The organism is Nocardia sp. NPDC004068 (assembly GCF_042874315.1).
GTDB lineage: Bacteria > Actinomycetota > Actinomycetes > Mycobacteriales > Mycobacteriaceae > Nocardia.
The window spans coordinates 1-11,414 of record NZ_JBIAMW010000030.1 but is presented as its reverse complement, the minus strand read 5'-3'; the positions used below and the strand labels follow the sequence as shown (position 1 = coordinate 11,414).

Annotated in this window: 13 protein-coding genes; 7 read left to right on the top strand and 6 right to left on the bottom strand. The window is 63.9% G+C overall.

Features of this window, described 5'->3' with window-relative positions; genetic code table 11:
- Positions 1-161: 161 nt before the first annotated feature.
- The 5 genes from ACFYTQ_RS37505 to ACFYTQ_RS37485 form a co-directional block, all read right to left on the bottom strand.
- Positions 162-692 (bottom strand): class IV adenylate cyclase, encoded by a 531-nt coding sequence (locus ACFYTQ_RS37505; RefSeq protein ID WP_387371196.1) that lies wholly within the window; start codon positions 690-692, stop codon positions 162-164.
- Positions 693-730: 38 nt separating this feature from the next.
- On the bottom strand, positions 731-1,768 hold the full coding sequence (locus ACFYTQ_RS37500) for a radical SAM protein (protein WP_387371194.1): 1,038 nt from the start codon (positions 1,766-1,768) through the stop codon (positions 731-733).
- 65 nt (positions 1,769-1,833) lie between these two features.
- On the bottom strand, positions 1,834-2,205 hold the full coding sequence (locus tag ACFYTQ_RS37495) for a hypothetical protein (protein ID WP_387371192.1): 372 nt from the start codon (positions 2,203-2,205) through the stop codon (positions 1,834-1,836).
- Positions 2,206-2,451: 246 nt separating this feature from the next.
- Entirely contained in the window at positions 2,452-2,673 is a 222-nt protein-coding gene (locus ACFYTQ_RS37490; protein WP_387371190.1) for a hypothetical protein, read from the bottom strand.
- Between the two features lie 47 nt (positions 2,674-2,720).
- Positions 2,721-3,080, bottom strand: coding sequence for a hypothetical protein (locus tag ACFYTQ_RS37485; RefSeq protein ID WP_387371188.1), 360 nt, complete (start codon positions 3,078-3,080; stop codon positions 2,721-2,723).
- A 204-nt stretch (positions 3,081-3,284) separates the two neighbouring features.
- Between ACFYTQ_RS37485 and ACFYTQ_RS37480 the strand changes: the two genes are divergently transcribed.
- From ACFYTQ_RS37480 to ACFYTQ_RS37450, 7 genes are all read left to right on the top strand, one after another.
- Positions 3,285-4,562, top strand: a complete 1,278-nt coding sequence (locus tag ACFYTQ_RS37480) for a helix-turn-helix domain-containing protein (protein ID WP_387371186.1) — start codon at positions 3,285-3,287, stop codon at positions 4,560-4,562.
- A gap of 15 nt (positions 4,563-4,577) precedes the next feature.
- Positions 4,578-5,048 carry an SAM-dependent methyltransferase gene (locus ACFYTQ_RS37475; protein ID WP_387371184.1) on the top strand — a complete coding sequence of 157 codons (471 nt, stop codon included), beginning with the start codon at positions 4,578-4,580 and terminating at the stop codon, positions 5,046-5,048.
- 354 nt (positions 5,049-5,402) lie between these two features.
- Positions 5,403-5,921, top strand: a complete 519-nt coding sequence (locus ACFYTQ_RS37470; RefSeq protein WP_387371183.1) for a hypothetical protein — start codon at positions 5,403-5,405, stop codon at positions 5,919-5,921.
- Positions 5,922-6,013: 92 nt separating this feature from the next.
- Positions 6,014-7,189 (top strand): hypothetical protein, encoded by a 1,176-nt coding sequence (locus ACFYTQ_RS37465; protein WP_387371181.1) that lies wholly within the window; start codon positions 6,014-6,016, stop codon positions 7,187-7,189.
- A 60-nt stretch (positions 7,190-7,249) separates the two neighbouring features.
- Positions 7,250-8,695 carry a type IV secretory system conjugative DNA transfer family protein gene (locus tag ACFYTQ_RS37460; RefSeq protein WP_387371179.1) on the top strand — a complete coding sequence of 482 codons (1,446 nt, stop codon included), beginning with the start codon at positions 7,250-7,252 and terminating at the stop codon, positions 8,693-8,695.
- Positions 8,689-9,570 carry a replication-relaxation family protein gene (locus ACFYTQ_RS37455; RefSeq protein WP_387371177.1) on the top strand — a complete coding sequence of 294 codons (882 nt, stop codon included), beginning with the start codon at positions 8,689-8,691 and terminating at the stop codon, positions 9,568-9,570. Before ACFYTQ_RS37460 ends, ACFYTQ_RS37455 begins: the two co-directional genes overlap by 7 nt.
- Before the next feature lie 21 nt (positions 9,571-9,591).
- Positions 9,592-9,870: a hypothetical protein gene (locus tag ACFYTQ_RS37450; RefSeq protein ID WP_387371175.1), complete on the top strand. Its 279-nt coding sequence runs from the start codon at positions 9,592-9,594 to the stop codon at positions 9,868-9,870.
- A gap of 8 nt (positions 9,871-9,878) precedes the next feature.
- On the opposite strand, the gene ACFYTQ_RS37445 is transcribed toward ACFYTQ_RS37450, so the two are convergent.
- Positions 9,879-11,375 (bottom strand): recombinase family protein, encoded by a 1,497-nt coding sequence (locus ACFYTQ_RS37445; protein WP_387371173.1) that lies wholly within the window; start codon positions 11,373-11,375, stop codon positions 9,879-9,881.
- Between the last annotated feature and the right edge of the window lie 39 nt (positions 11,376-11,414).

Below are 11,414 nucleotides of genomic sequence, written 5' to 3'. Positions count from 1 at the left end.
CACCCCGATCAGCATGTATTTAGTGCATACTAGCTGACCAGCGGAAACGGGACAACGGGGGTCGGGCAGACGGAACCCCACGATGTTCCGCGTTAGGCGGGAGCGCCATCGTGGGGTTCTGCTATTCGGGCGTTGTCGCGGTTGAGTGGGTAGCTGGCTTTTCAGAAACGGAGTTCGGGGATCGTGTTGAGGTCGATGCCGTGGTGTGCGTAGATCTTGATGGTGTTCTCGCCGGTGAGGTCGGATTCGGTGTATCCGAGAAGTTCGGCGGTGCGGATGACGTCGGCCTTGGTGGCGGCTTCGATCTCGAGGTAGGGCGGGATGCGCGGCCAGGTGTCGAGTTCGAGTTGCGCGCCGCCGAGTGTGAAGCTGACCCGCTTGTTTTCCTGGTAGGACTTGGCTTTGAAGCCGAGTATTTCGAGCAAGGCGTTGGTGGCGGCGAAGTCGTCTACGCTCACCTCGACTTCGCGGGTGCCGTCGATGGCGTCGCTGGTGATCTCCTTCACCGCGAGCGTGATGCCAGTTCCGTTGTCGCGCAACCTGATCCACTTGGATTCGTCACCGGGAGTGATGTCGTAGACGTAACGGCGCATGAAGCGTTCGCCGAGTTTGTGCCCGCCTTTTTCCTGGATGCGGCGCTCGATGGCGTCGGGATCGATGCCGAGGATCTTGGCTTCGTGCTCGATGGCCACGGGTGGCCCTCCTAGTCGCTAGACGTGTCGAGGTGACGTTATCCTGCCTGCCGCGCGGCCAATCGCTGAAACTCCCTGTCACGCAGGGTAAGAACCTCACGAGGTAGCGGACTGGCTAGGAAATCGTGCAGCGGTAGGCAGAGGTCCATGCGCTGGATGCACACCCCGACCTGAAATGTGCCGGTCCGGTCGTAGTAGAGGCGTACGCCGTAGAAGCCCTCCTCGCAGTCGGTGCCGTTGTTGAAGCGGCATCCCGCGCACGTGGTCGGGAGCCGCACCGGGCGAATCTGTTTGACGTACACGCGGCGGTGGTCGGGCAGGCGGTAGGCGGTACGCGCGCCGGATACGCCTGCGGTCAGGTAGTGCGCCTCGGCGACCGCCCCGCGTTCGGTGAGGATGCGTTCGATGGCGTCGATGGAGACCGCTCCCCGCTCGAGCGAGTTGAGCAGTCGTACGGTGAGGTGCGGTGAGTATTCGTCCAAGAGGCGATGAACGCGGGCGGCGTGGCTGTCGTCGGGTACGACGATGTTGGCGCTGGCGTGAACGCCGTGAGTTTCGCACGCGGTGATCGATCGTTTCAGCGCGTCGATTTTGCGTTGCGCGACAACGGGATTGCGGTAGCGGGCGTGTTGAACTTCGGCGAGTTCGGCGGCCGTGGTGCCGAATATCGAGAAGTTCACCCGCTCCAGTCCGGCCGTAGCGCAGTCGGGTATCACCCGTTCGCCGCGTTCGCCGTTGGAGGTCATGGCGACTCGGAACCCGGCGTAGACGCCGATCGCGGTCAATCGGGCCACGGCGGGGTGCAAGGTGGGTTCACCGCCGGTGAGGTGTAGCTCGGTCAACTCCAAGGCATCGGCAAGTCGTCGCAGCGCGTCGGCGAATTCGTCATTGTCGGGCACTGACGCGGGTAGGAACGTCGCGCCGTTCGTGGCGGCGTAGATCGACGCGCGCCCGCTGGGTCCCGCCGTGAGAAACGCTCCCGGCGGTCGTTGCCGGTTGTCGGACGCGACGGGTGTTCCTTCGTTGTGGCAGAAAGTACAGGTAAGACCACAAGCGTCGTGGATCTTGACGCGCAATGTGGTGTCCTTGGCGACATGGACAGGGCATCTGAAAATGGACATGGCACTACCAACCCCCGTATTCAGTTTCTACGCGTTTCTGCGTTAATGATTTCGGTCGAACGTCCCGCTTCCCGCCAAAAGTCTTGAACCATGCGCTGAAATGCCGCATATGTGACCTCACAGTTTCCGTCACATTCGAGGACCGCAAAGAAGTAGCCCGCAACAGTCATAGCCTTATCCTCACCGCACAGCCATCGTGTAGCGAGTGCAGCACTTTCGTAATGAAGATCGGGCAAGGAGGCGACCGGGCCAGCGGAAATAATCAGAATAAGGGGCAAAAGTTCGGACTTCGCCTCGATTAGCGTCTTGGGTTCCGGGTTGAATCTGAATTTTCCGCCCGAATTGTCTGCGGGCGGCTCCATGCAAGCGTGGTGCCAATGAAGCGCGCTCATGCGAGGCGTCCTTCCACTCAGATTAGTGTTTCCCGCTATGTCTCCACTGCTCGGCCACTGTCATTCCGAGGTCAGTCAAGCGATAGTTCTGTCCGTCCTTCAATGCCAAGGATTCTCTTACGAAAAAATTCAGCATGGCTACGGCGCTGGGTCTCATCATTCCGATTGCTGTCGCTATTGTGTCAGGAGTGTGAGAACCTCCGTCCGACATGATCTTTATTGCGGCGTCACGGTAATCGGTCTTTTTCATGCCCACCTATTCGGTTGTTCAGTATTCGATGTCATGTAATGTTCAGCGAGCACTTTTTCTCTCAGATCTGCGGGCAGCTGAGACACCTGGTCGATCGGCGCATACTTCTCGATTTCCACCTCTACGCCGTCGATAAAAAGCGCGCCGATCCGAAGCGCGCCCGCGTAGAACGTCCATGTGCATTCGGTTTCCGTGCCTTCGAGGTGTGTGAGTTCCATCGGCGGTAGGAGTTCCAGAATCTGTGACCAGTGCATTTGAATCAGGGCTACTTCCGTTTCTCGGCCGGAGTATGGGGCGGGATGCGAGGCGGGAATGGCAGATCCTGGGTGCGATATCCGTTGGCAGGATTGACGATTTGCCAGTAGTCCGCCTTCACCTCGTTCCACAGGGCGTGATGCTGGGGGAACCATTCGCGGACCTGCGCCAGGTCCGGTGGTGTGCGCTCGTCGAAGGTCACATAACCGGTGTCGGTGCCTGCGGGCATCGGGACGTGAGTGCCGTCCGCACGCATCCGGTAACCAGGGGTGCGGCGGTCGTTCAGGTCACGAAGAAAAACGATCTGCACATCGTGTCCGTGCACCCGCCAACCAACGACCATGTTCGTGATCCGCGTGCGATGCAACATGTTTCGGCCTCCTACCCAGTAGCGCCAAAGGAGCCGCGCGGTTTGGAGTCGGGAGGATCTACGTCTGGCGGTCCTTGTCCCCGTGGTCGGGCAACGCCTGTGCCCGGCCGCTTGCGGCTTGCAATCCAGGCAACCATCGGATCGCTTCGCAGCGTTAGGGATTCATGTCCACACCACGTCCACAAACCGGCTAGATTCGGAGGCATGGACAGTCACGCCGAACTTGTCGGTGCGCAGCTCCGGGCGGCCCGTGAGGCCGCTGGCGTGTCCCTGGCTGCGGTCGCCGCCCAGATCCACTACGGCAAGTCCGTGCTTGCCTACTACGAGACCGGGCGGCGTACACCGCCGACCGATGTCATAACGTGGTACGAGGAGCATTTCGGGGGCATCCAAGACCCGGTAGCTACCTTGCTCAATGTCGGAAAGGCTGATGTGGAACGACGGTCATTTCTACGGGTCGGGTACTCATCGGCGCTCAGTGCATCCGTGTTGTTGCCTGGGGCGCTCACGTCGGCGTCCGCCCGGCCGACAACGAAGTTGGGCGCTCGTCACGTCGGGAAATCCGACGTGGCCGCTGTGCGAGATGTGATGGCCTTGTTTTCCCAAATCGATCAACGACTCGGCGGTGGCCATGGTCGGACGGCTGTTGTTCAATACCTGACAACTGAAGTAGTCAGCTATCTGAACGGGACATATGTCAGCGAGGCAGTGCGGCGAGACATGTTCTCGGCGGCAAGCGAGTTGGCCTATCTGGCCGGGTGGATGGCATTCGATAATGATGAGCATTCCGCGGCTCAGCGCTATTTCAACGTGGCCACTAAGCTCGCGGGCGAGGCGGAAGACGAGCCGCTGATTGGACACATATTGCGGGCAATGGCACATCAAGCCGTTGACCTCGGACATTATTCCGATGGGTTGAAGTTCGCTGAAGCTTCGGTGACCGGGAACCGATATGAATCCGCGTGCCCGCGTGAGCGAGCGCTTTTGAAGGTTGTGCATGGCAAGGCGTTGAGCGCGGCCGGTCGTACCGCCGAATCTGCAAAGGCCCTTCTCGTCGCCGAACGGGATTTGGCGGCGGCCTCTGCGTCCGATGATGAGCCCGCGCGTGTCTTTTTCTTCTCCGAAGCGAGTCTTGCGCATGAGACCGCGTGTGCGTTGCGTGATGCGGGAAATCTCATCGGAGCCGCCAACCAATTCGAACTCAGTGTACGCAAACGCAAAGTCACATCTTTTGCCCGGACACACGCTGTCACACTGGGCTATCTTGGAACAGTACAGGCGCGCGCTGGTCAACTCGAACAAGCCTGTGACACATGGAAATCAGCGCTAGACGCCATGGACGGAGTGCAGTCGGGACGGACTCGCAACGTTGCCCGCGACATACGCGCAACTGTGGCACCATATATCCGTCAACAGGTCGTAGGCGTGGGCGACATCGATGAAAGGGCCGAGCAGTATCTCACCCGCGAACGGAGAAAATAAATTGAGGGAGTATTAATGGCGGATGAAACATTTGAAGTGACGCCGATTGCACATGTGGTCGGCGGTCGCGTCGAGCCCACGGATGATCACTGGGGCGGGACCGAGGCCATAATCCGGATCGATGACAGTCGCTTTACCGAAGAGTCAGTGCAGGGTTTGGATGAATTCAGCCACCTGGAAATAGTTTTCCGGTTTCATCTGACCGATCAAAGCGATCTGCATTTCGGCGCACGTAGCGCCCGAGACAATCCAGAATGGCCGAAAGTCGGAATCTTCGGTCACAGGAATATGCGGCGTGTCAACTGGCTCGGCGTATCGCGCACCAAACTGTTACGCATCGATGGACTCGATCTGCACGTCGCGGAATTGGACGCCGTGGACGGTACGCCGGTGTTGGATATCAAGCCATGGTTTGCGGAGTTCGGCCCGCGCGGAGAGGTCCGGCAAGCGCCTTGGTCGGTCGAGATGCTGAAAGATTATTTCTAGGCCGTCGGTGCGTCGAACGCGGGCACCGCGCACGGCGGAGTGGACCGAGCGAGTAGGAGGAGCGAGTATCAGGCGGTAGCCGCTCACCTACAGATCAACCACCCGGCCCTCGAGGGAAAACATCCTTCGGGGGCCGTTTGCGTGCGCGGGCAAACCTTGCCTGCCCGCTAACCGAATGCGTGATCTCCTTTCACGCTTCCCGTCAAGGGGGGCAAGCAGACCAAGCAGGCTCACCTGGCCTGATCAAGTTTCTAAGGATTTTCTCAGACTTATGGCGGGTCCAAAACGCGCCTTTTTTCGGGAGTAGCTATATGCGCGGACCAGTGGGGTCCGGGCCGACGAAAGGTGTTGCTCATGTCCATGTCTGGTTTCGTATTCCGGCGCGACGATCGGTGGTTCGGTGGTGCTGCGGACCTGAATGCGCCGTGGCTGGATCTCGCGGAGTCTCGGTTGCGCGAGTTGGTCGACTACCAGGGCGGTTCCGTGCCGACCGAGGTGGCCGAACTGCTGGTTCCCGAGTGCCGGGAGGAGTTGCGGTTGCGATTGTGGTCGCGGCTGCGGTCCGAGGACTTGGTCCCCGTGCCGGGTGGCTGTGAGGTTCCGTGGTCGGGATGTCCCGACCACGGCGACCTGATGGAGGGGCGCGCGGCCTCCTCCGGCTGGTGGTGCTCCGATCCGGGGCACCGATTCGGTGTCGATGTGTTCGGGCGGCTACGGCACTGCCAGCGGCCCGCAATCGCGGTGCTGTCCGGCCTGGAGGGCGCGCGAACCCTCGCGGTATGCGAGGGGCACCGGTACAGCGAGGTCGAGTTGGCGTCCTACGGCGGCGAACCGGTGACGGTGACCGATCTCGGTTCCGGTCGGGCGGCATGACCGCCTGCTGATGGGGTGTGCGGGGCGGCGCGTATATGCGCCGCCCCGCACACCCCCTTCCCTTTTCCGGTGACTCTTCGAAGGAGTTCGGCGTGATCGCGAAACTTCTCATGGCCCACTGGTCGGGTTTTCCGGGCCGGTTGGTGCTCGGGTGGGTGGGGGCGTATTGGCCGTTGCTGGCGGTGGTGTCGGTGGCGGTGGGGGCACTTGGTGGATGCGTGGTGTGGTGGGCGCGGGGTGTTCGGTCGGCGGAGGCGGCGCGGGCGGTGTGGCTGAGTGTGCAGACTCCGGTGTCCGTGGCCGCGGGCGATTCCGCGGGCGTGTTCGTCCGGGGGGTGGTCGGGGCTCTGCATCGGACTCGGCGGGTGGGTGTCGGTGCCCGGCATGTGGTGTTGGAGGTGGTGGCGAGTGCCGAGGGGGCGCGGCTGGGGGTGTGGGTGCCGCCGAGGGTGGATCGTGCCCAGATCGCGGCGGCGATCACGAGTGCGTGGCCCGGTGCGGTGGTCACCTGTGTGACCGCTCCGCCGCTGGTTCGGGGGCGGCGGGTCACTGCGGTGGAAGTGACTGCCCGCCAGGGGGTTTGGGCTCCGTGGATTCAACCTCGGTCGGCCGGACGCCCCCCGCTCGGCGGTGATCCATTCGGGGGTGTGCTGGAACGGTTGTCGGCGCGGGCGTCGGGGGAGGTCGGGTTCGTGCAGTTGGTCTTGGGGACCTATCACCGCGCGACCGTGGCACGGTTCGCGGGGAAGGCGGTCGTCGCGGTTCTGTCGGAACTGCTGGCCCTGGTGAGGTTCGCGGTCTACGGACCCCGCACCACCGCCGCCCCTGCCCGTTCCGGGTCCGGCGCGGCTGTGTCTGTGTCGCCGTACGCGGCGGCTCGGCAGCGTGCTCTTGCCGCGAAACAGGCTGCGGGACTGCATGTTACGGCGACCCTGCGTGTCGGTGTCGCCAGTGATGGCCCCTTGCCGCGCGGTCGGGCGGTGGCCGCGTCGATTGCTGGCGGATTCGACGCGATAGCCGACAGCGACGACAGCGGCGGATTGGTCACTCATCGCGCCCGTGCTGCCGCCTACCGGGTGTCGGCGCGGCGGCCGGGCCGGGCGTTCGTCGCGACGGTCGCGGAAGTGGCCGCGTTGTGGCATCTGCCCGCCGACGCCGCCCGCTACGGGCTGCCGGTGACCCGTTCGCGCACCCGGGCCGCGCGCCCCGGCCTGCCCCGCCCTACAGGGTCGCTGGTCATGCCCCGACCTTGGTACGAAAAGCGTTGAGCAGAAAGGAGTTTCGTCATGTCTGAATCCAATCCCGTTGATTCGGTCACCAATCGGCGATTGCGGGTCGCGGCGCTCGACTGGCCGGGCCGGGCGAACCCCAAGCCGTTGGGGATCGACCCATCCGGCCATATGATCGGGGTGTCGGTGTCCGGCGCGCGCCATCACATCCATGTCCCCGGTGTCACCGGCTCCGGTAAATCGACCTGGTTGGCGAACTTGGCCCTCGCGGAGGCCGACGCCGGGCGCGGGGTGGTGCTGATCGACTGCCAGGGCGACCTTGCCGACAACGTGCTTGCCCGTCTGCCGGAACAGGCCGCCGGGCGGCTGGTCGTGCTGGACCCCACCGAACGGGTCGCGCCTGCGGCGTGGAACGTGCTCGCCTCGGTCGCAGGCGGCGCCGGGCGCGAGCGGGCGGCGCGGATGGTGATCGAGACCTTCCGGAAGGTGTACGCGCAGTGGTGGGGGCCGCGCATGGATGAACTGTTCACTGCCGCGTGTCTCACGCTGGCGCGTCGGCCCGGTTCCACCCTTGCCGACGTGGTGCCGATCCTCACCGATCCCGGCTACCACCGTCCGATGATCGACCGGTACGGCCCGCCGGTCGGGTTCGAGGGGTTCTGGGACGACTACGCCCGATCCTCGCGCGCCCAGCGTCAACAGGTATACGGCCCGGTCCTGTCCCGACTGCGCGAAGTGCTCTCCCACCCGTTCGCCCGCGATCTGTTCGCCGCACCCACCGCCACGTTCGACCTGTCGGAAATACTCGGTGGCGCGATCCTGATCGCCCGATTACCCAAAGGTGAGATCGGAGAGGGCGGCGCGCGGTTGGTGGGGTCGCTGCTGCTGTCCGGCCTGTGGCAGGCCACCACCCTGCGGGCGGAAATCCCACCGGAAAAACGCGCCGATGCAACCATCATTGTGGACGAATGCCATAACTTCCTCCATCTGCCGATCGGTATCGATCAAGCGCTGGCCGAAGCACGCGGTTACCGTGTGTCGTTCGTTCTCGCCCATCAAAACCTCGCCCAGCTACCGCCGGACATCCGAGGCGCGGTCGAGGCGAACGCCCGCAACAAAATCGTCTTCGCTGTGTCTCCGGACGACGCCCGGAAACTCGCGCCGCATTTCGAACCGATATTCGACGACATCGACCTACGCAACCGCGACGGTTTCACCGCCTCCGTGCGTATAATCCATGAAGGGGAACACGTCGAACCATTCAGTATCGCGACCCTGCCATTACCGCCCGCCGTTCCAGGGCGCGCGGAGATGCTGCGGGCAGCCGCACGGGAATCGGCGGGATTATCCCACCGGCAACGGGCCGACCTGCGCCGCCGAGCCGACTGGACCGCCGCGCAACAACGGCACACCAGCGCGGGCCAACGGGTATCCCACTCGGTGTCCCAGCCGCTGTCCCGCTCGGTGTCACCCCCAGAGTGGGACACCCGCCGCGACACCCCGGCACACCGTTCCGCCCAGGTGGAGGGGGACCAGCCGTGGTGACACCGAAACCGCGAGTGGCTTCTCCAGCCACCCCTACCAGCTACAGTCCGGCCAGTGCGGTCGCAGCGCAACGCCAACTCACCGCCCGTGACATGACGTTGCTGTCCCTGCTGGCCGACCACCACGTCCTCACCACGACCCACATAGCAAACCTGTTGTACCCGAGTGAGAACGTGGCGCGGAAAAGGCTTGCCAAGCTCACCGCGCGCGGCGTGCTCGCGCGCTTCCGACACTGCCCCGGCCCCGGGTCGGTGTCCTGGCGCTACACCCTCGGCCCGCTCGGAGCCATGATCACCGCCGCCGACAACGCACACCCCACCCTCCCCACCGCCGCCAAAACACACGAAAAAATGCTCCGAATATCCCGCTCGCAAAAACTTGAGCATTTATTGGGGGTGAACGACTTCTTTTCCCAACTGGCCGCGTACGCCAAGAAAAACCATGGATGCGCACTCCGGGAATGGTGGAACGAGCGCACAGCGACGGAATCCAACGCCCGGATCGTCCATCCCGACGGCTACGGCGAATGGGAAGAAAAGGGAAGGCGAATCGAATTCTTCCTCGAGTTCGACAACGGAACCGAAAGGCTCGCCGATGTCGCCGCGAAACTCGATGGCTACCGGGAACTCGCCCACGCGGGTCGCAATATCCCGATTCTGTTCGTCTTCACCGGAACCCACCGCCGCGACAATTTCCACACCCGCCTCACCGCCCACCCCGACACCACGGCGGGCCTGACCGTCGCCACCGCCACCACAACCGACATCACCGACCACGGCGCGGCGGGCAAGATCTGGTGGCCCCTCGATGGTCGGCTCGCGTACCGCCGCCTCATCGACCTTCCCGCCCCGCCAGCCGTCCCGCTCGCTGCCTGACAGCCCCGAAAGGACATCCACGTGCCCGCCGACGCCCACCCCGCCAGCGACCGCCCCGAGCCTGCCGACGTGATCCCGCTGCACCGCCCGCACCCCGCCACTCACCACGCCGAACCCGAACAGTTGACCTTCGACCCCGATTGGATCGACTACTGGCGGCGGGTCATCCGCACCTGGGCTCCGCTGGACCGAGACCAGATCGACGCCATCGCCGCCATCGTCGCGCGCATCGACCAACGCCGAGCCGCTACCGGTGATGACACCGGTAGCGGCCCCCACACGCGGCCCCAAGCCGCCTGACAGCCGCCCTAGACGGCAACGGGAATGTCCTCCACCACGATGCGGGAACGGTCGAACCGTGGCCCGCGCGTGGTGGCGGGCATCACCTTCACCCGCTTCACCACGTCCCCACTGCGCAGCGCTCGCTTCACCATCGCCCGCTTCTCCCCGACCGTGGCCGCCTCCCACCGCGCCGTCCACACCTCCACCGACTCCGCCCGCAGCCGCCCCATGTCGTCGGACACGCGCACCGCGTCCAAAGCGTCCAGTTTGGCCCGCAATTCCGCGATACGCCGATCCAACGGCGCAACCGCCGCGTCGTAGCGGGCCAAACTGATTTCCCCGCGTCCCAACCGGCCCGACAATTCCGTCGCCACGTCCTCCGCCTCGGCCAACGCCTCAGCGATCGGCCGACGCTTCTCCGCCGCCGCCATAGCCGCCGCGTTCACCGCCTCGGCATGACGCGGGTCCGACAACAACGTCACCACCAACGCGCCGATAGCGGTATCAAGGTGCCGCATATCCACCGACACCTTATTACAGCCCCCGCCGGTAATACGCTTCTGGCAGATATACCGCCGCCGCATCGACCCATCCGGATACGGACCCCGATTCGGTTGCGGCCGTCCCGACAATTGACGCCCACAATGACCGCAGAACACCAAACCCGAACACACATAATCCGCTGAACTCGGCCGGCCCCGACCCTGAGCCGCGAATTTCCCCATCAGCCGCTCCCAATCGGCTTCCCCGATCAACGGTTCAACCGGCAACTTCCCCACAATCTCCCCCAGATGCGCTACGAACCCGCCGTGGCGCGGGTTCGTAGCGACCAGTTTCACCTTATCGCCCGTCCATTTAGCCCCTACCGAGGTCGTCACCCCACGCGCATTCAAATCCACCGCAATTCCCCTCAGGGAATCGCCCGCCAAAATACGCTCCACCATCTCCCGCACAATGGCCGCTTCCGATTCCCGCCGCGTAACCCCATCGCGCTCGTACCCGAACGGACGGTGCGCGTGGTTTGTCTCCCCCCGCGTAGCCTTTATTCTCTTACCGCGCTTCACACGCGTCGACAACCGGTCCGACTCGTACGCCGCCGCGTTCAACTGATCACGAAAAGTCTTGCGGCCGTTCGCCGTCGTCAGGTCGTACTCACCCTCACTGTCGAGTACCAGCAGACCACGTTCAGCGGCCAAAATCAGCCGCTCCCCCTCAATGGGCCGACGAGAAAAACGGGCCATATCAAACACGATCACCCCGCCCGTGGCTCCCGACTCCAACCGCTCCATCAACCGCTCCCACGAGCGACGCCGCACCCGGGGATTCCACGCCGAACGCCCGTTGTCGACCAACACCTCCCCGACCCGCGCCCCCAACTCCGCCACCCGACTCTCACAGTCCTCGACCTGACCCTCCGGCGACCGCTGCCGCTCATCCCCCACCCGCGACACCCGCGCGTAGATATCCAGCGTCACGTCACTGTAGCTAGTGCGTTTGACCTGCGGTTTCGGCACGGTGACCACTCCCTCTCGCTAAGGGGCCACTTATCCAAGGCTAGCCCC

Coding starts and splice junctions, on each gene's coding strand:
- ACFYTQ_RS37495 (WP_387371192.1), bottom strand. CDS start 2,205: ATGAGCGCGCTTCATTGGCACCACGCTTGCATGGAGCCGCCCGCAGAC.
- ACFYTQ_RS37490 (WP_387371190.1), bottom strand. CDS start 2,673: ATGGAACTCACACACCTCGAAGGCACGGAAACCGAATGCACATGGACG.
- ACFYTQ_RS37485 (WP_387371188.1), bottom strand. CDS start 3,080: ATGTTGCATCGCACGCGGATCACGAACATGGTCGTTGGTTGGCGGGTG.
- ACFYTQ_RS37480 (WP_387371186.1), top strand. CDS start 3,285: ATGGACAGTCACGCCGAACTTGTCGGTGCGCAGCTCCGGGCGGCCCGT.
- ACFYTQ_RS37475 (WP_387371184.1), top strand. CDS start 4,578: ATGGCGGATGAAACATTTGAAGTGACGCCGATTGCACATGTGGTCGGC.
- ACFYTQ_RS37470 (WP_387371183.1), top strand. CDS start 5,403: ATGTCCATGTCTGGTTTCGTATTCCGGCGCGACGATCGGTGGTTCGGT.